The organism is Exiguobacterium sp. s141, from assembly GCF_018618085.1.
Lineage (GTDB): Bacteria > Bacillota > Bacilli > Exiguobacteriales > Exiguobacteriaceae > Exiguobacterium > Exiguobacterium mexicanum_A.
In genome coordinates this window covers 483,805-502,649 of record NZ_JACSLJ010000002.1, presented here as the reverse complement: position 1 = coordinate 502,649, position 18,845 = coordinate 483,805, and the positions used below count along the sequence as shown (strand labels likewise).

Annotated in this window: 24 protein-coding genes; all 24 read right to left on the bottom strand. The window is 52.8% G+C overall.

Annotated elements, in window-relative coordinates; translation table 11 throughout:
- Positions 1-82: 82 nt before the first annotated feature.
- The 24 genes from rpsB to KNP74_RS07010 all read right to left on the bottom strand — a co-directional run bounded on the left by rpsB (position 83) and on the right by KNP74_RS07010 (position 18,845).
- A complete protein-coding gene (gene rpsB / locus KNP74_RS07125) occupies positions 83-823 on the bottom strand; it encodes a 30S ribosomal protein S2 (RefSeq protein ID WP_021067146.1) in 741 nt (246 codons plus the stop codon).
- Positions 824-975: 152 nt separating this feature from the next.
- The gene (locus tag KNP74_RS07120) at positions 976-1,344 is read right to left on the bottom strand and encodes a hypothetical protein (protein WP_214710610.1); all 369 of its coding nucleotides are present in this window, start codon (positions 1,342-1,344) and stop codon (positions 976-978) included.
- Between the two features lie 13 nt (positions 1,345-1,357).
- Positions 1,358-2,128, bottom strand: coding sequence for a FliA/WhiG family RNA polymerase sigma factor (locus tag KNP74_RS07115; protein WP_034777239.1), 771 nt, complete (start codon positions 2,126-2,128; stop codon positions 1,358-1,360).
- A gap of 11 nt (positions 2,129-2,139) precedes the next feature.
- A complete protein-coding gene (locus KNP74_RS07110; RefSeq protein WP_138859594.1) occupies positions 2,140-2,625 on the bottom strand; it encodes a chemotaxis protein CheD in 486 nt (161 codons plus the stop codon).
- Complete coding sequence (locus KNP74_RS07105; RefSeq protein WP_138859595.1) at positions 2,618-3,217, bottom strand: chemotaxis protein CheC; 600 nt, start codon at positions 3,215-3,217, stop codon at positions 2,618-2,620. Before KNP74_RS07105 ends, KNP74_RS07110 begins: the two co-directional genes overlap by 8 nt.
- Positions 3,207-3,638 (bottom strand): chemotaxis protein CheW, encoded by a 432-nt coding sequence (locus tag KNP74_RS07100; RefSeq protein ID WP_034777232.1) that lies wholly within the window; start codon positions 3,636-3,638, stop codon positions 3,207-3,209. The genes KNP74_RS07105 and KNP74_RS07100 overlap by 11 nt, the downstream gene beginning before the upstream one ends.
- A gap of 12 nt (positions 3,639-3,650) precedes the next feature.
- The gene (locus KNP74_RS07095) at positions 3,651-5,624 is read right to left on the bottom strand and encodes a chemotaxis protein CheA (RefSeq protein ID WP_214710608.1); all 1,974 of its coding nucleotides are present in this window, start codon (positions 5,622-5,624) and stop codon (positions 3,651-3,653) included.
- 19 nt (positions 5,625-5,643) lie between these two features.
- A complete protein-coding gene (locus KNP74_RS07090) occupies positions 5,644-6,483 on the bottom strand; it encodes a MinD/ParA family protein (RefSeq protein ID WP_034777227.1) in 840 nt (279 codons plus the stop codon).
- The gene (locus KNP74_RS07085; protein ID WP_214763888.1) at positions 6,462-7,541 is read right to left on the bottom strand and encodes a flagellar biosynthesis protein FlhF; all 1,080 of its coding nucleotides are present in this window, start codon (positions 7,539-7,541) and stop codon (positions 6,462-6,464) included. Before KNP74_RS07085 ends, KNP74_RS07090 begins: the two co-directional genes overlap by 22 nt.
- Complete coding sequence (gene flhA, locus KNP74_RS07080; RefSeq protein WP_251130122.1) at positions 7,542-9,515, bottom strand: flagellar biosynthesis protein FlhA; 1,974 nt, start codon at positions 9,513-9,515, stop codon at positions 7,542-7,544. It abuts the gene before it with no gap.
- A gap of 58 nt (positions 9,516-9,573) precedes the next feature.
- Complete coding sequence (gene flhB / locus KNP74_RS07075; RefSeq protein ID WP_034777221.1) at positions 9,574-10,665, bottom strand: flagellar biosynthesis protein FlhB; 1,092 nt, start codon at positions 10,663-10,665, stop codon at positions 9,574-9,576.
- Positions 10,662-11,432, bottom strand: a complete 771-nt coding sequence (fliR, locus tag KNP74_RS07070; RefSeq protein WP_034777220.1) for a flagellar biosynthetic protein FliR — start codon at positions 11,430-11,432, stop codon at positions 10,662-10,664. Before fliR ends, flhB begins: the two co-directional genes overlap by 4 nt.
- Positions 11,429-11,701, bottom strand: a complete 273-nt coding sequence (gene fliQ / locus KNP74_RS07065; protein WP_034777219.1) for a flagellar biosynthesis protein FliQ — start codon at positions 11,699-11,701, stop codon at positions 11,429-11,431. Before fliQ ends, fliR begins: the two co-directional genes overlap by 4 nt.
- Before the next feature lie 11 nt (positions 11,702-11,712).
- A complete protein-coding gene (gene fliP / locus KNP74_RS07060; RefSeq protein ID WP_034777218.1) occupies positions 11,713-12,378 on the bottom strand; it encodes a flagellar type III secretion system pore protein FliP in 666 nt (221 codons plus the stop codon).
- Positions 12,375-12,869 carry a flagellar biosynthetic protein FliO gene (locus KNP74_RS07055; RefSeq protein WP_214707459.1) on the bottom strand — a complete coding sequence of 165 codons (495 nt, stop codon included), beginning with the start codon at positions 12,867-12,869 and terminating at the stop codon, positions 12,375-12,377. Before KNP74_RS07055 ends, fliP begins: the two co-directional genes overlap by 4 nt.
- On the bottom strand, positions 12,866-13,231 hold the full coding sequence (locus KNP74_RS07050; protein ID WP_021067131.1) for a response regulator: 366 nt from the start codon (positions 13,229-13,231) through the stop codon (positions 12,866-12,868). Before KNP74_RS07050 ends, KNP74_RS07055 begins: the two co-directional genes overlap by 4 nt.
- Before the next feature lie 12 nt (positions 13,232-13,243).
- Positions 13,244-14,350: a flagellar motor switch phosphatase FliY gene (gene fliY / locus KNP74_RS07045; protein ID WP_214710605.1), complete on the bottom strand. Its 1,107-nt coding sequence runs from the start codon at positions 14,348-14,350 to the stop codon at positions 13,244-13,246.
- Entirely contained in the window at positions 14,347-15,336 is a 990-nt protein-coding gene (gene fliM, locus KNP74_RS07040) for a flagellar motor switch protein FliM (protein WP_131484570.1), read from the bottom strand. The genes fliY and fliM overlap by 4 nt, the downstream gene beginning before the upstream one ends.
- 9 nt (positions 15,337-15,345) lie before the next feature.
- Entirely contained in the window at positions 15,346-15,795 is a 450-nt protein-coding gene (locus tag KNP74_RS07035) for a flagellar basal body-associated FliL family protein (RefSeq protein ID WP_214763885.1), read from the bottom strand.
- Positions 15,788-16,006 (bottom strand): flagellar FlbD family protein, encoded by a 219-nt coding sequence (locus tag KNP74_RS07030; protein ID WP_034777209.1) that lies wholly within the window; start codon positions 16,004-16,006, stop codon positions 15,788-15,790. Before KNP74_RS07030 ends, KNP74_RS07035 begins: the two co-directional genes overlap by 8 nt.
- Positions 16,006-16,797, bottom strand: coding sequence for a flagellar basal body rod protein FlgG (gene flgG / locus KNP74_RS07025; protein WP_138859600.1), 792 nt, complete (start codon positions 16,795-16,797; stop codon positions 16,006-16,008). The genes KNP74_RS07030 and flgG overlap by 1 nt, the downstream gene beginning before the upstream one ends.
- Before the next feature lie 11 nt (positions 16,798-16,808).
- Positions 16,809-17,240, bottom strand: coding sequence for a flagellar hook capping FlgD N-terminal domain-containing protein (locus KNP74_RS07020; RefSeq protein WP_138859601.1), 432 nt, complete (start codon positions 17,238-17,240; stop codon positions 16,809-16,811).
- On the bottom strand, positions 17,212-18,264 hold the full coding sequence (locus KNP74_RS07015; protein ID WP_251129601.1) for a flagellar hook-length control protein FliK: 1,053 nt from the start codon (positions 18,262-18,264) through the stop codon (positions 17,212-17,214). The genes KNP74_RS07020 and KNP74_RS07015 overlap by 29 nt, the downstream gene beginning before the upstream one ends.
- A 20-nt stretch (positions 18,265-18,284) precedes the next feature.
- Positions 18,285-18,845: a MotE family protein gene (locus KNP74_RS07010; protein ID WP_138859603.1), complete on the bottom strand. Its 561-nt coding sequence runs from the start codon at positions 18,843-18,845 to the stop codon at positions 18,285-18,287.

The following is an 18,845-nucleotide window of genomic DNA, read 5'->3' as shown; positions in this document are numbered from 1 at the left end:
AGAAAAAGCACTAAGGCTTTATATACGTGTCCTAAAAAAAGGTGATAAAAGGCTTTCCCTTTATCACCTGTTGTCTGACTGATTACTCAGCTTCTGTCGCTTCAGCTTCTGGAGCTACCGCTTCTTCAGCTACTTCTTCTTCGCCTTGTTTCGCTTCGATGATTGCATCTGCCATCTTCGAAGTGAGCAATTTAACGGCACGAATCGCATCGTCGTTCGCTGGGATGACGTAGTCGATTTCGTCTGGGTCACAGTTTGTGTCGACAATCGCAACGATTGGGATGTTCAATTTGTGAGCTTCTGCAATCGCGATCCGCTCTTTACGTGGGTCAACGATGAAGAGTGCATCAGGAACACCTGGCATGTCCTTGATTCCGCCGAGGAACTTCTCAAGACGTGTCATTTCTTTTTTCAAGATGATGACTTCTTTCTTAGGAAGTACTTCGAACGTACCGTCAGCTTCCATTTTCTCAAGCTGCTTCAAACGGTTGATACGTTTTTTGATTGTTGAGAAGTTTGTGAGTGTTCCACCCAACCAACGCTCATTGATGAAGTACATACCTGAACGGAGTGCTTCTTCTTTGATCGTGTCTTGAGCTTGTTTTTTCGTACCTACGAAGAGGACGTTTCCGCCTTCTGCCGCGAGTTCACGAACGAAGTTGTACGCCTCGTCTACTTTTTTGACCGTTTTTTGAAGGTCGATGATGTAGATGCCGTTACGCTCCGTGAAGATGTATTTCGCCATTTTTGGGTTCCAACGGCGTGTCTGGTGACCGAAGTGTACACCAGCTTCGAGCAATTGTTTCATTGAAATTACTGCCATGATAAATTTCCTCCTTGTGGTTTAAAAAAGTCCTCCGCCTCGTTCATCGTTGTATTCCGACCTTTCGGCACCGAGGAATACCATCCCGAGACGTGTGTGATGTGTTTAACACCAAAAAATACTATAGCATATGTCCGCCAATCCGGCAACTCTCACTTTTTGCGAAGTTTGGCATAAAGGGCGACTTCTCCCTCACCTTTTCCGAGGAGTCGGGCCGTCTCCCGGACCGAATGGTTCAGTAAAACGTCCTCGACGTGCGGTGCTGATTGCGTATCGTCATCCGATGTCTCTCGTTTTGGCTCCGCATGGGTCGACTGAGCACCGGCAACCTCTTCGTTTGAGGACGCTGGTTGTTTCACGACATCGTTCATCGATTCCATGAACGACAACAGGAGGGCCTCGGTCTCACGTTTCTCGTGCTCGAGTTGCGTGACGCGAGCGGTCAACGCCTGGACTTGACGAAATAAGATCAGCAGTCCGTAAGCGACGATACAGGCGATTGCGATATATACGATGGTCATCTCCATCCCTCCTTCACGATGTCTTTTCTTCTAAATACGAACGTCCAAGTGCAAGCTTTAACGTCTTTAACGCCTTGGAATGGATTTGGGAGATACGTGACGTCGACAGTTCCAACACTTCGCCAATCTCGGTCAACGTCAACTCGTCGAAGTAGAACAACGAGACGACGAGACGTTCTTTCTCGGACAAGTGCTCGATTTCGGTCGTCAGCACGTCGAGCAGCTCGCGCTGCAATAGCGTATCCTCCGGTTTTTCAGAGTCAGGGTCGAAATACGTGACGGACATGACCTTGCCTTCTTCTTGAAGCGTCACCGCTTCATCGATCGACAACATGTTCGCGAAGTACCCTTCCGCCATCGCCTTCTCGATTTCCGACACCGGCAGTTCGCAGGCGCTCGCGAGTTCTTCTTTCGTCGGGGCCCGGTGCAACTTCTGCTCGAGTTGTTCGGCGATGTGATCAATTTTTTTCACGCGTTCGCGCACCGAACGCGGTAACCAATCAATTTTCCGCAGCCCATCGATGATGGCGCCACGTATCCGAAACGCCGCGTACGTGTCAAACTTGTTGTTATGTTCTGGATCATATTTCATGAGGGCATCGTACAATCCCATGTAACCCAAACTTTTCAATTCGTCGCGTTCGACGCTCTTCGGGAGCGTCACGATCATTCGTTGCACGTGATAATGGATGAGGAACTCGTAGTGCGCCAATAGTTCATTCGCTGTATCCATATCGCGGTCAGTGTTCCAACGATCCCACAACTCGGTAAGCTGAGTCGTCATGTCGATCCCCCCTAGATTTCCTTAGTTCCTACGCTGACCGTTCGAATCGACAGGACGCAAGTCGCCACATCAAATTCGATCGTCCGTCCGTTATGCCCGCCACAGTCTTCTGCGATGAGCGGGATACGGTGCGCTTTCAGTGCGTTGCGCACGGCTTCGGCGTTTCGTTCACCGATCCGCATCGCCTCGTTCTCATACTTGAATTGAAACATTTGGGCGCCGCCGGCCATCTTCGCTTGCAGCCGACCCGCTCCGGCCCGTTTCAACGACGCGACGAGCGCATCGATGGCCGTATCCGCATATTTTCCTACTTCAACCGTTTGGTGTTTCCGGGCAATCGCCGAATCCGGCAACATGACATGGGCCATCGCCGCGACTTGGAGCCGGACGTCATACAAGATGACGCCGACGCACGAACCGAGTCCTGCCGTTCGCAATTTGTTCGGCGCGGTCGTCTGCTTCCATTCCGCGATGCCGATTTTGATGACTTCAGCCATGGCCAATCAACCGCTGTTGTATCCGTTCGAGCGAGCCATGCGTCGGTAGGAACAACACATGCCCAGCACTTACTTTCTCATCGATGCGGAACGTCGTATCGATGTAGAGTGCCGCATCTTCCTCAGGTTGGACCGACGTGACGACGAATTCGACGATCGAACCCGCCATGTCGACCGCTGTCGCCGGGACTTGGATGGAGATTGGTGTATCGAGCCAATCCCCGAGCGCCCGGGCGTAAGCCCCGCTCATGATGTTTCCGATTTCTTCCCATGCCGACTGGCCGAGCTCGTCCGCCGTTTGGAACGAGAACGTGCTTCCGATGAGGGAAGCGACCATTGTTTCGGCATCATCGACCGGAAACAAGATGAGAATCATGCCGCTAATGTCACCGCCGAGCTCCAACAAGACGGACGCCACGTGACGTTCCGGCCCGCCGACGCGTTCCGGCAAATATGTGATCGGTTCCATCTCCGCCGAGGAGACGGTGATCGTAACCGGCTTGCCCAAGAGCGTCGACAATGCCGTCGCGGCATGACCAGAACCGATATTGCCGAGTTCTTTCAATAAATCTTGCTCGAACTCACTCAGCATGCTGTTCCTCGAATAATGCGTTGGCGTCGAGGAGCGAGAACAATTTGTCCTCACCTTTGGCAATCGCCGTCAAGTGAGCCGACAACATGTCTCGGCTCGACTCCGGAATCGGCTCGATGCGAACGTCTTCGCTTTCCACGACCTCGTTGGCCCGGTCGACGATAAAGCCGGCATCGCCTTGATTGAGTGAAGCGATCAAAATCCGTGTTTCTTCGGTCGGTTCGACTGCCTCGTAACCGAGACGGAGCCGAAGGTCGATGACCGGTGTGACGACCCCGCGCAGATTGATGACACCTTTGACGTGAGCCGGCGCGTTCGGGACGCGTGTGACCGGTTGTACCCGTTCAATCGAGCGGACTGACTGGACATCGATTCCGTATGTGTTCGATCCCAATGAAAAGACTACCCATTTTTGTTCCATCCTTCTTCCTCCTTAGAACAGATCGTTGCTGTCGACAATCAAGGCGACACGCCCGTCTCCGAGTATCGTCGCACCAGAGATGGCCGGGATGCCCTCGAGATAAGTTCCGAGCGGCTTCATGACGATCTCTTGTTGGCCAATCAAGTCATTGACGACCACACCGACGAGCTTGTTTCCTTTGCGGACGACGACGACCGGGAATTGCGTCTTCGTTTCCGTTTCGATCGCGAACATTTCTTTCAAGTAAACGAGCGGGACGAGCTGACCTCTGAAGTCGAAGACGCGTTCGCGATGGGCCGTCAATATGTCGGCCTCGTCGAGGAGCGTCGTCTCGAGAATCGATGACAGCGGAACGGCGTACGTCTCATCGCCGACTTGTACGAGCATCGCCGAGATGATCGAGAGCGTGAGTGGCAAGCTGACTTGGAATTTCGTCCCTTGTCCGACGACCGTCTCGAGCGTGACGACCCCGCCGAGCGATTCGATCTTGTTTTTGACGACGTCTAGTCCGACGCCGCGACCTGAAAGATCGGTGACGACGTCTGCCGTCGAGAATCCAGGTGCGAAGATGAGCATGGCTACTTCGTTGTCCGTCATCGCCGTCGCTTCTTCAGGCGTGATGACGCCTCGTTCGAGTGCTTTTGAGCGGACTTTATCGACATTGATCCCTGCCCCGTCATCCTCGATTTCAATGAAGACACGGTTGCCGCCATGGTAAGCGCGAAGCGCGAGTCGACCTTGTTCCGGCTTCCCGGCTTCGAGGCGGACTTCCGGCAACTCGATGCCGTGGTCGATGGCGTTACGAATCAAATGGACGAGCGGGTCACCAATCTCATCGATGACTGTCCGATCGAGCTCGGTCTCAGCACCGGTGATCTCAAGTTGGACTTTTTTATGGATATCTTTCGCGACCGAACGCACCATGCGCGGGAAGCGATTGAACACTTGCTCGATCGGCATCATGCGGAGGGTCAAGACGAGCGATTGAAGTTCGTTCGTACCGCGTTTGATTTTCTCGACCGTTTCGTTCAGTTCAGGTTGACCGACTTCGTCGGCGAGCCGCTCAAGACGACCGCGATCGATGATGAATTCTTCGAACAAGTTCATCAGACGATCGATCCGCTCTAAGTTGACACGAATCGTCTTCGCTTGTGCGACGGCCTGTTCTTTCGGTTCGTCCGCCTCCACCGCTTTCGGTTTCACTTCGGCCACGGCGACACTCTCGGCACTGACGGCGACTTCCGGCGCACCGGCTGCCGCACTCGTGTAAGGTGTCACTTGGACGTGCTCGACTTCCGACACTTGGGACACGGCATGCTCAATCACGTCCGCTGACTCCTGAGACACGAACAAGACGTCAAATGAGAGATCGAACTGTTCTTGCTCGATCGCCTCGGTCTCAGGAACCGTCCGGACGACTTCGCCGAGTTCTTGGAGGCGATCGAACACCATGTAGGCGCGCGCCGCTTTCAACACGACGGCATCCGATAGCTTCACATGAAGTTGGAACGCTTCGAAGCCGGTCTCTTTCGCTTGCGTGATGACCGAATCGGTATATAGGTCGGCCGTGAAGACCGTCTCATCGACCACCTCGACTGCTTTCGGAGTGCTACCGATAAATGACTGGAACGCGGACACTGTCGCCGTCACATCGATGTTTGCGCCTCTGCCTCCCGTCTCGATATCAGCGATCATCTCTTCGATTTGTTCCATGGCCGAGAACATCGTATCGAGCAACAACTGGTTGCTCTCTTTCTTTCCGGCTCGAACCAAATCGAGCGCGCTCTCCATCTCATGCGTCAAGTTGGCGACACTCTCGTATCCCATCGTCGCCGACATCCCTTTGAGCGTGTGTGCCGAGCGGAAAATCTCTTGAATCGCTTCCTGACTGCCCGTCTGTTCTAGTTTCAACAGCTGGGTGTTAACCGATTGGATATGTTCTTGAGATTCGTCTAAAAACAATCCTAAGTATTCGTTCACGTCCATCTATAATGCCTCCCTGTCGTTAGACTCGGTTCCACTGACGTTTCAAGTTCCCCATCAAGCGTTCCATAAAATGACGCGGCTTCGGCGGTGTCCCGGTCAATGTCGTTAAAATCCGTTCAAGCCGCCAACTGATGTCACTCTTCCGGTCCAGATGGTAAAACGGGACTTGGGCGATGACCGCTCGTCTGACCGTGGCGTCATCTGGTAAATACCCGAGGAATCGAATCGATTTCTTTAAAAACTGCTCACATGCAACTTCCATTCGTTCAAAACATTGCAGCGCTTCTTCACCCGATTGGGCCCGATTGACGATCACACCGAGCGGTAAGTCCGGACTTTGACGATGAACGAGCTTCGTATAGGCATATCCATCCATGAGCGAGGTCGGTTCAGGCGTCAAGATAAGGAACATCTCATCGCATCCCTCGATGAACTGGAGCGACGTGTCTGTCGCCCCGGCCCCCATGTCGAATAACACATAATCGTATTCGGTCAGCACTTCGAGTTCACGCATAAAAAATTGCATATCTGCATGTGAGAATTGGACTAGTTCGTCGAGCCCACTTCCCCCATGTAATATATCGACACCATGCACGTCTTTCTGAACCGAGGCGGCGAGCGGAATTCGCGCTTTTACCGAATCCATCATCGTTCGTGACCGCGACGCGTTCAATAAAATGTGCACGTTCGCCATCCCGATGTCGAGGTCGACGATCAAGACACGTTTCCCGAGCTCGACGAGACCGATGGCCGTATTGACGCAGACGTTCGTTTTACCGACCCCGCCTTTCCCGCTCGCAAAAGCGATTGTCGTCGGTGCGGTCTCCGTTTTCGCCCTCAGACGTCTTGCTTGGTCCATTGGGTCCACCCTTCTTTCTCAAGTAAACGATCCGTCAATCGGTCCGGCTCTCCGGCGACAAGGTCGTCCGGCACTTCTTGTCCGTCCGTTAGCCAAGCGACCGGCAGTCCGCTCTCGCGGACCATCCGATACATCGCGTGAATGTCACTCGTCTCATCGGCTTTCGTGAAGATGAGCGACTGGAGCGGCAACGGTTCGAATTGGCGATAAATCATGTCCATATCCCGCATCTTCGACGTCAAGCTGAGGACGAGCGACAAGCTCGTTTCCGAGAAATCGTGATGTCGCTCGAACTGTTCGACGTACGCCTCGTCGCGGAAGTTGCGACCGGCCGTATCAATCAAGATGATGTCTTTCCGTGCGAACAGTTGTTTCGCTCGTTTGAAGTCATTGAAGTCGTAGGCGACCTCGACCGGGATGTCTAAAATCTCGGCGTACGTTTTCAATTGTTCGATTGCCGCGATCCGGTACGTGTCCGTTGTGATGAGACCGACCGAGAGCCCATGCTCGAGTTTGTAGTGAGCGGCAAGTTTGGCGAGCGTCGTCGTCTTGCCAACCCCGGTCGGACCAACGAGCATCATATACCGTTTCGGTTCGGGGACAGCCAAGAAGGAACTCCGGATTTGATCACGCACGTAGCGTTCGACGACTTCCACCGATTTTGTCGTGTAATACAGCTCGTTGATCGCTTCGTCCCACGTCTCACCACGGAACGACTCGGAGGCGAGCAGTGATTCGACATGCGCCAGCGCTGCGGGCAACCGTCTCGACGTCGACACGGTCGCCGCCTGACTTGATTCGTTCGTTTGGTGCGGTGGACGCGTCGTAGCCTTCACAGGCTTCGATGGTGCGACGGGTTTCGTCGCGGCACGCGGTTTGACAGCGAGCGGTGCTTTCTCGAGCGCGGCGATGACCTCGACGTGTTGCGATGCGAACAGGCCGAGCCAGCCTTTCTTCACTTGACGGGAGTTCAAAATCACGGCGTCGTCACCAAACTCCTGTTTGACTTTCGCCATCGCTTCCGCCATCGTCTTGCCGGTATATTTTTTGATTTGCATTTAAATCACCCCAATACTTTTCACTTCAATCGAGCTGAGCAGCTCGTTGTAGGCGAGAACCGGTACGTCCGGATAATATCGTTCGAGCAGTTGTCTCACGAACAAACGAATCGTCGGCGAGCATAAAATGACGGCCGAAGCCCCGTAGCGTTCGAACATCGACAGTTGCTCACCCGAGCGTTCGATAATCTCGCGCGCCTGTTCCGGGTCGAGCGCCAAATAGTTCCCGAACTCGGTTTTTTGAACGGCGTCTTGAATAAGCTGTTCGGTCTGGCCACCGAGTGTGACGACGTAGAGCGGTCCGTCCGGCGGGCTGACTTGGTCCGTCAATTGACGGGACAGGCCTTGGCGGCAATATTCGCCGAGGATATCGGCATCTTTCGTCACTTTTCCATAATCGGCCATCGTCTCGAACAAGAGCGGTAAATTGCGAATCGAGACGTGTTCTTTCAATAGATGACGGAGCACTTTTTGAATGTCGCCAATCGATAGGACGGATGGTGTCACGTCTTCGACGAGCACCGGGTGCGTCTCTTTCAAGTGTTCGACGAGTTGTTTCGTCTCTTCACGGCCGAGAAGGTCTGCCGAATGTTTCTTGAGCGTCTCCGTCAAATGCGTCGCGACGACCGATGGCGGATCGACGACGGTGTACCCGCTCATTTCAGCGCGAGTCCGCGTCTCTTCGTCAATCCAGAGAGCCGGGAGGCCGAACGCCGGTTCCGTCGTTTCGATGCCGTATACTTCCGGGTCTTCGATGCCAGGGCTCATCGCCAAGTAATGATCGAGCAACAGCTCCCCTTCAGCGACGACGTTGCCTTTCACTTTGATGCGGTACGCGTTCGGAGACAGTTGCAAATGATCTCGAATTCGGACCGTCGGCAAGATGAAGCCGAGTTCGAGCGCGAGCTGACGACGAATCATGACGACCCGGTCAAGCAGGTCGCCGCCCTGCGACTCATCGGCGAGCGGGATAAGTCCGTAACCGAACTCGAACTCGATGGCATCGATTTGTAGCAGCGACACGACGGTCTCCGTCGGTGCCATTTGTTCTTCTTCCGGTAGCGGTGTATCGATGACTCGTTTCATGTTGCGGCGCATCGCATACGCCCCATAGAAAGCGACACCGGCGATGATGACCGTCACCGGGAGCAGACTCGGTGAGATAAACCCGAGCATGATCACAATCGAGCCGGCGATATAGAGGAGCGTCGGATTTTGACCGAGCTGGTCGACGACGTCTTCTCCTAAATTCCCATCCGACACGGCACGCGTGACGATGATGCCGGTCGCCGTCGAGATAAGGAGCGCCGGGATTTGACCGACAAGCCCGTCCCCAATCGTCATGAGTGAGAACGTCTGGAACGCTTCACCGACCGGGAGGCCCATTTGGACGGTCCCGATGATGATTCCAAAAATCAAGTTGATGACGACGATAATAATCCCGGCGATGGCGTCCCCTTTGACGAACTTCGAGGCCCCGTCCATCGATCCGTAAAAGTCGGCTTCACTTTGAATTTTTTTTCGACGGATTTGAGCGTCCTTGTCGTCAATCAATCCTGAGTTCAAGTCGGCATCAATCGCCATCTGTTTACCAGGCATGGCGTCGAGCGTGAAGCGAGCCGATACTTCCGACACGCGTTCCGCCCCTTTCGTGATGACGACGAACTGGATGATGACGAGGATAAGGAAGACGACGAACCCGACGAGCACGTTTCCTCCGACGACGAAGTTCCCGAACGTCGCAATAACTTCTCCCCCGTACCCGGTCGAAAGAATCGACCGCGTCGTCGACACGTTCAATCCGAGCCGGAACAGCGTCACGATCAACAAGAGCGAAGGAAAGACTGAGAAGTCGAGCGCTTCGCGGGCGTTCATCGCGACGAGCAAAATCAGCAAGGCGATCAGTATATTAACAATGATTAAAAAATCTAATATGAACCCCGGTAACGGGATGACGAGCATGACGACGATCATAAGAACGCCGATCAATACCGCGAAATCTTTCGCTTTTACAGCCAACACATACTCCTCCTCAAGACGGTTGTTTCAATTGATAGACGAACGCGAGCACTTCAGCGATCGCCTGATAAAACGACTCGTCAACGACTTCCCCGATATCCATTTGGGCGTAAAGTGCGCGGGCCAACGGTTTATTTTCCACAATCGGGATGTCATGTTCTTTGGCCACGTCGCGGATGTTGAAGGCGACTTGGTCGACGCCTTTGGCGACGACGAGCGGCGCAAAGTCTTTCGTGTCGTCATAGCGAATGACGACGGCATAATGGGTCGGGTTTGTGATGACGACGTCCGCGTTCGGAATCTCTTGCATCATGCGGCGCATCGCCATCTCCCGTTGTTGTTGTTTGATTTTTGACTTGATGAGCGGGTCACCTTCACTGTTTTTATACTCGTCCTTCACATCTTGTTTCGACATGCGAATCGATTTCTCAAAATCGAATCGTTGATAGAAAAAGTCGAGCAACGCGAGTGCGAGCAAGGCGACGCTCACCCATAGTCCAAGTTCGATCGTGATGCTCGCGAGCGCGATGACCGATTCACGGACATGTTCGACAGCCATCCGGGACAGCTCTTTTTGATTCTGCCAGAGCACGGCAACAGCAGTCGTCAGGATAATCAATAATTTGAATAAGGACTTTAAAAATTCGACGACCGCTTTCATACTGATAATCCGCTTGACCCCTTTGATCGGGTCGATGCGTTCGAGTTTCGGTTGGATCGCCTCTGCCGAGAACAACGTCCCGATTTGAAGATAGTTGATCAAAATCCCGAACACGACCGCGACGACGAAGAACGGTCCCACAATCAAACCGACACGAAGCAACAAGTCGGTAAGCATCCCGGACAATCCATTCGATAAGTCGAACAACAAGTAACTCGTACCGAGCAAATCCTTCGTCAACCCGAACAGTTGCTTGCCGAGATACGGACCTAAAAACGATAACATGAGAAACATCGCGAACAAGGCGAACGCGCCGGTCAAATCGGCCGACTTGGCGACTTGGCCTTTCTTGCGCGAGTCCTCCCGCTTACGCGGGGTCGCTTTTTCGGTTTTTTCTCCTGCAAAAAATTGAAGATCGACCGATAAGGTATATAGAGGCTTCATGAGGCGTCTCCTAGCAATGTCATAAAATCACGCAACACTTCTTGTAAAATCGGGATGAACTGGCTGATGCCGTTCAAGGTCAACCCCATCATGACGACCATGACCGAGAAACCTGCAATCAGTTTGAATGAGAATCCGATTGCAAAAATATTGAACTGCGGGGCCGATTTCGCCAAGAACCCAAGCGCCATGTCGACAAGCAAGAGCGATGCCATGAGCGGAAAGGCGAGCTGTAAAGCGACCATCATCGTCATCGTGACGACCTTCACGGCCATCATGAGCGACGCTTCACTAAAGTTGATGATCGGCTGGCCCGGTGGATATATTTGAAAGCTATAATAGATGCCATCGATCAGCAGTAAATGTAAATTGCTCGACAGCATGATAAACAATGTGAAGATGTAATAAAAACGTCCGATCAATGGCGACTGGCCTCCGAACATCGGGTCATACGCCGATGCCATCGCGAGTCCGAGCTGCAAATCGATGACCCCTCCCGCAATCTGGGGCGCAAAGAACAAAATATTGATCAATATGCCGAGCACCAAGCCGATCAGCACTTCGTATAACACTTGCAAGATATAGGCTTGCCCGAGCTCGAGCGGCTCCGTCACCGTGAACATCGCATAGTAGGCTAAAAAAGCACTGAAGGCGACGCGATGCATGACAGGTAGCTGTCGGGATGAAAACAACGGGACGCTCACGAAGAAACCGGACAGACGTGCGAACGTCAAACCGTATAGACTGATAAAATCGACCGCGTTCATTTCGAGGCGACCTCGACCATCAGTTCAAAAATCAATCGGGTGAACCCTTCGATCTGTTGCAGCATCCAAGGCCCAAAGATAACGAGCCCGATAAACACCGAGACGATTTTTGGGACGAACGATAACGTCTGCTCTTGAATCTGTGTCGTCGCCTGTAAAATCGAAATGACGAGACCGACGACGAGTGAAATCAACAAGAGCGGCATCGAGATTTTTAATAACGTCCACACACTCTCCGTCGCCAAATAGATGACCATTTCCTGCGTCATATTCGTTCCTCCTACATACTTCTAAGCAAGGACTCCACAATCAAGTGCCATCCATCCACCAACACAAACAATAACAGTTTGAACGGCAAGGCGATCATGACCGGTGGAAGCATCATCATCCCCATCGACATAAGGACACTCGCCACAACCATATCGATAATTAAGAACGGCAAGAAGATCATGAATCCGATTTGAAATGCCGTTTTCAGTTCACTAATCGCATAGGCCGGAACCATCGCGAGGAGTGGGACGTCTTCGACCGACTCAGGTTGCTCATAGTTCCCATATTTAATGAATAATTGCAAATCTTCTTGGCGCGTGTATTGGGCCATGAACCGCTTCATCGTATTCCCCGCCTCTTCGAACGCCTCGTCTTGACTGATTCGGTCGTCCATGTATGGCGATAGTGCCTTGTCATTCAACTCCGATAGCACCGGTGACATGACGAACAACGTGATGAACAGGGCGAGCCCGATAATCAGTTGGTTCGGCGGTGTTTGCTGCGTACCGAGCGCCGGACGGATAAAGGAAAGTACGACGACGACGCGCGTGAAACAAGTCATCAAGATTAAGAAAGATGGCGCGAGCGTGAGCAGTGTCAACACGACTAACAATTTGATCGAAGTCGATGTGCTATCTGGTGTCTCTAGGTTGATCAGTTGTTCAATCGTCGTCATCGTTTCTTCCTCACTTCTTCAATCTGGGCCAATTGCTGTTTAAACGTGTCGAGAAAAGCCGATGTGTTCGAGTTGTTCAAGGCTGGCGCGTCGTGGATCGCTTCATCCATCGCTTCGGCATCGACCCGATCAAGCAGTTGAATCGAGTCACCGACTCCGAGCACGTAAACTTGTTCGCCGAGCTTGACGAGTTGTACCGATCGGTCTTTGCCGAGCGGTACCCCGCCGAGATGTGTCAAATGCTGTGCCGTTTTGACGCCTTGCGTGCGTGCGTTCAACCAACGCACGAGGACGAGAAAACCGCCGATGACAACGACCATGCTCAAGATGAGCTTGATCGCTGTCCCGACTGATGAGACGGCCGATTTCACCGGCTGGTCTTCAGCGTCTGGCTGTTGTTGCTCGAACTGTTGATCGACGGTGGCGGCCTCGACCGTGGCCGGGACGCTTAGCCCGACCACGAGAAGGATAATCAACCACCACTTGTTCATTGTGCGACCGTTTTCGAAACCGCTTCGACGACCCGTTCCGCATTGAACGGCTTGACGATGAAGTCTTTCGCCCCAGCTTGAATTGCGTCGATCACCATCGCTTGTTGTCCCATCGCAGAACACATGATTACTTTCGCGTTTGAATCAAAGCCACGAATTTCTTTCAAAGCGGCCAAACCGTCCATCTCTGGCATCGTGATGTCGAGCGTGACGAGGTCCGGCATGAGTTCACGATATTTTGCGACCGCATCCACACCGTTCTCCGCTTCCCCTACGACTTCAAATCCATTCTTTGTCAAGATATCCTTAATCATCATGCGCATGAACGCCGCATCATCTACCACCAAAATTTTTGCACTCATTGTTCTTCCTCCTTAAACGATGCCAATCCGCTCGTGCGGTTGGATAATTTCTGTTACACGGACCCCGAAGTTCTCTTCGATGACGACGACTTCGCCGCGGGCAATCCGTTGTTGGTTCACATAAATATCGACCGGCTCACCGGCAAGTTTATCGAGTTCGATGATCGATCCTTGCGACAACTCAAGCACTTCGCGGACCGAACGTTTCGTCCGCCCGAGCTCGACCGTCACGCTGAGCGGCACGTCATACAACAGACCGAGGTTTGCGGGAATCGAATCGTTCGTCGCAGGCGCATGCAGCGGCATGAATTCCGCTTGACTGACAGCGACTTCCGGTGCCGACTTCACTTCCTGACGTACAGGTTGTTGGGGAGCCGGTGCGGCCGGTGCTTTTGGTGCTTCTTGCTTCGGGGCGGCCGCAGCAGGCACGACCGGCTGAGGGGATGTGGCCGTCATCAATTCATTGACGAGCTGTTTCCCGAATTGAATCGGTGCGATTTGAACGATTTTTGAGTCGATCAACGTACCGACTTTCAAATTGAACTCGATCAACACCATCGTCTCCCAAAGTTCGAGACGATCGATGATCGTTTGGGTCTTCGTCGCATCGAACACTTCGACGAGAGGCGGTGAAATGTCAATTTTTTTTGAGAACACCGTCGACAAAGATGTCGCCGCTGCCCCCATCATTTGGTTCATCGCTTCTTGCACGGCCGAGAGTCGAATTTCGTCCAACCCTTCCGGATCGACATCGATCCCGTTCCCGCCGAGCATCAAATCCGAGATGATGGCCGCATCCTCACGTGTCAACACGAGGACGTTTTCGCCTTTCAAACCTTCTGTGTAACCGACGCGAAGCGCCACGTGCGGTGTTGGATAACGCTCACGGAGCGCATCGATTTTGACTTCACTGACGATTGGGGTCGTGATTTCTACTTTTTGTTGCAGTAACGTCGATAGTGCCGTCGCCGAGTTACCGAACGAGATATTCCCGATCTCTCCTAAGGCGTCGCTCTCCATCGAGTCAAGATGCTCTTCGGGCTTCGCCTCTGGTTTTGACGAGTCGCTCGTCCCTCGTAATAACGCGTCTATTTCATCTTGTGACAACATCTCACTCATTGCTCTTCCTCCTTCACCCGGTGGAGCACTTGGACGGCCATCCGCTTCCCGCTCACACCGACTTGCCCTTTGAACACTTTATTTTCCCCTACCATGACGGATAATGGGTCTTTCACCAATTGGTCGAGCGTCAAACAATCCCCGACCTCTAAATGTAACAAGTCACCGAACGTGATCGTCGTCTCTCCGAGCAGAGAAACGACCTCAACCGTCGAGTTCATCAATTGGGCTTTGAGCGGTTCCTTGCTGTTGCCGCTCGCATTGCGGCGGTTGGCCTCCTGCATCCAGTAATGGCTCGACAGTTTGGATAACACCGGCTCGATCGTCACGAACGGCAAGCAGACGTTGATCGTGCCGCTCACTTCGCCGATGGTGACACCGATCGAGATAAGGACGACCGTCTCGTTTGGCGAGACGAGTTGAAGAAACTGCGGATTGACCTCGACCGCGGTCATCTCTGACTTGATCTCGGCAATTGACTCCCACGCCTCCCCGTATCCGGCAAACGCTCGTTTATATAACTGGGTCAAGATGCGCATCTCGATTTCTGTGAAGCTCTCGACTTTTTCGATTTCGACTCCTGGACCACCAAGCAGACGGTCGAGCATCGCATATGAGATGTTCGGGTTGACCTCGATGATGAAGCGGCCGTTGAGCGGCGGAGCCTCAATCAAGTTGATCATCGTCATACTTGGGATGGAATGAATGAATTCATCGTACGGGAGCTGCTCGACCGAATTGACCGTGAACTGCACGTACGTCCGGAGCTGAGCCGAAAAGAACGTCGTCAACATGCGCGTGAAATGTTCATGGATTCGGGTCAGACTTCGGATTTGGTCTTTCGAGAAGCGGACCGCCCGTTTAAAGTCATATTGCCGAACCTTCCGCTCTTCTTCTTGATTTAAAAAGGAGTCGGCTTCGACGTCGCCACTGCTTAACGCCGATAGCAAGGCATCAATTTCTTGTTGAGATAAGACTTCTCCCATGATGCCACCTCACTGTATGATTTTCTTCGTCATATAGACTCGTTGGACCTCACCTGACTCCAACAGTCCGTTTAATTGTTTACGGAGCGACTGCTCAAATTTCTGCATGTCTTCCTTCGTCGTCAACTGGGCTTTCGTCATGCCCGCCAAATCACCAAGGATGACGTTATGCACTTGAAACTTGCGAAGTTCGAGATTTTCTTTCGTTTCAGCGGCATCGGTCACGATTGTGAACTGGACGTTGATGAAACGCTCATCTTGAATGTTCGTTGTCATGTCGTCTGTCGTGAAGCTACGTTCGGCCAACTCTTCGGCGGTGACCGGTTTCGTTTTCGCCGTCACGTTGTCTCCGAACAAATATTTATAAGTCATGAATCCGGCCCCGCCCATGACGAGCAGGACGACTAGCAAGATGAGCACCATCTTCATGGCGCCACCTTTTTGTTTTTCTTCACTCATCTTCTTCACCTCGTATGCCTGTCGTTCCAATCAGACCGATCGAGGCATAAAATGCCGTCGTCCGGTCGATGATTTGTTGTTTCGTCTCGCTGACGATATACGTTTTTCCGTTATACAAGTGAATGATCGTATCCGGTTCGGCCTTGACCGTCTCGATGAACAAGGCGTTCAATACGAGTTCTTCACCCCGGAGTGTCGTGACGCGAATCATCAGCGTTTCAAGTTGACGAGTTCTTGGAGGATCTCGTCCGATGTTGTGATGATACGAGTGTTCGCTTGGAAACCACGTTGAGCGACAATCATTTCTGTGAACTCTTCCGACAAGTCGACGTTCGACATCTCGAGCGCGCCCGAGACGAGTTCTCCACGTCCATCTTGTCCAGGGATGCCGATGTTCGGTTCACCTGAGTTTTGCGATTGAATGAAGTTGTTTGCTCCGACTTTCGAGAGTCCGGCATTGTTGGCGAACGTGACAACTTGGATTTGACCGACGACCGTCGATTCCCCGGCATTGTTCACGTAGCTGACTTGTCCGTCTTTACCAATCGAGAGTGACTTCGCACCGGCTGGGATGTTGAGGCGGTCACCCGTCGTACTGAGGACGTAGGCTCCATCTCCATTGACGAGGTCGCCCGTGTTATCTGTATAGAAGTTACCGGCCCGTGTGTATTGCGTTTGACCGTTCACATCCAAGGCGAAGAATCCTTCTCCTGAGATCCCGACGTCAAGTGCTCGCCCTGAGTTTTGCATGGCTCCTTGGTTATAGACGTTGTCGACGGTCGCCATCGTGCCCCCGAGACCGACTTCTTTCGGGTTGACCCCGCCGCTGACTCCGTTCGCCGCGGTCGCACTACCAACTTGCTGACTGACGAGGTCCTTGAACGTGACCCGACCTTTTTTATAGCCGAACGTGTTGACGTTGGCGATGTTGTTCCCGACGACGTCAAGCTTGGATTGGAAGTTCTTTAAACCACTGATTCCTGAGTACATTGCTCTTAACATGATGAATCCTCCTATGCTTGTTTGATGGAAGTGATGTTGTACACGTTGACGGACGTTCCGTCTTCAAGGTCGGCCACATAGCCGGCTTCGGTCTTCGAAATCGAGAGAACACGTCCCGAGCCTTTAATCGTCTCGGTTTCCGTTTCGTTTGTATAAGCGACCGTTTGCCCGATCATATTGCTGAACTCCGAAATCGAAGCCATTTGCCGATCGACAAGGGCCGAATCGAGTTGTTTCGAAATCGTCTGCATCTGTTCGAGAGAAGAGAACTGGGCCATCTGGGAGATGAACTCACGGTCTTCCATCGGTGACATCGGGTCTTGGTTGGCGAGTTGCGCTAGCAACAGCTTCAAAAACATGCTTTGATCATATTGGTTCGTTGCTTTCGGCATCGATTGATCCGGTAACGTATAGTCACTCGTCTTCGGCTGGATGGTCGTCATCTTCTGGTTCTCCTTTCGGTTGTTCCTGCTGTTCCGGTTCCGGTTGGTCGAACTCGTTGAATCCGGACCCTTTCGTCTCGAGCGCCTGTTGGGTCAAGTTGATCTCGACACGGACGTTTTGTGTCAGCGGTTGAAGCGTCTGTTGCAACTGTTGGACCTGTGACTGAAGCAACTGCTTCGCTTCTTGGTTGCTCGCAAACAGTTTGACGACGAGTTCCCCATTTTGACGTTCGAGTTTGACGACGAGCTCGCCTAACTGTTCAGGATAGAGGCGGACCGTGAACACTTTGGATCCGTCGGCTCCGCTCTTGAACGGTGCACGTTGCAAAGCGGCTTCGATTCGGGCCTGCAAATTCTCCGGCAGTGAACCTTTCGAGGCATACATCACCATTTCCGAATCAATTTGCGGTTTCGACCAGGTCATCCCTTTGGGCATCCATTCGGTCTCTTTTACCGAGGGTTGCAATTGCGCAACTTGTGTTTCGGTTTGAGTAAGTTCGGGTATAGACTTAGGGGTCTGTCCGAGCGTCCCTTTAAACTGCGCAACGACTTGTTGGATGATGCGCACGTTCTCCTCCACTTGGTCGGTCGGCACGGGTGTAACGAGTGCTTCCGTTTCCTTTTTCGTCAGCGTGAACGAGATTGTCGGCGCCGCCATTTGTCCAGCGAGGAGTGCGGGCGTCACGGCCGATGTCGTCTCAAGAGTTGTCGCTGACTGATCCGGGGCGACTTGATTTAAAATCCCAATATAAGCATCCATAAACTTTCGGTAAGCATCTGCCGGCAGTGATTTCAACCATTGCAGGCTGTCGGGCTGTTGGAGCCATTGCTCCAATCGGTTCGATACATTCTCGAGCGGAAGCGATTCCTCGTCTTCCGTGGCGACCGCCACCTCTGTAGATGGCGTCGAGGTCCCGAGCATCGCCGAGAGTAATTCCAAAAACTGTCCGGTCGGGGTCGCAGCCGCTTCCCCGCCTTTTTGGGTCGTCCCTTGTAGCGATTGGGCGAGTAAGGCGATATTCATCATCACGTCCTCCTTTCCTGTCATTGGAGCAACTGGGTCACGACGGCGGCCTGTTGGGCATCCATCCGTCCTAAAATGTCGGCTTGTTGCTTCGGTGACAATTCTTTCAATAAGTTGGCCACTTGCGGGCTCTCGAGTTCATTCATGATGGCAGCAGCTTGTTTCGCGGACATCTCTTCATAGACGCGAGAGACGTCCGAGGTTTCTTCTTCCGCCGCACTTGCCGTCGCCAATTCCGCGACGAGCCGGTCACGCTCTTTGATCAACTTCGATACTTCCTCTTGGCGCGCCTTCACTTCGTTCGTCAACTCGACATTGTCCGCTCGAAGCTTCTCAATCTCGGCGTTCGCCACTTTCAAACGATTCGCGGTATCCGCGTCGATTCCGGTCACGTTCACGTCCGTCTTCACTTTTTCTTCCGGCTCTTGTTTCGCACCAATCTCTAGAAACGGGACCGATAACAACGGACGGTCCATCGCATAGTTCATGACGACGATCCCTCCAACGAGTAGAAAGATGGCCGGGACGAGAACGAGCGCGACCAGTAGCTGTCTTCCCCGCTTCGAGTTGTCTTTTTCCAT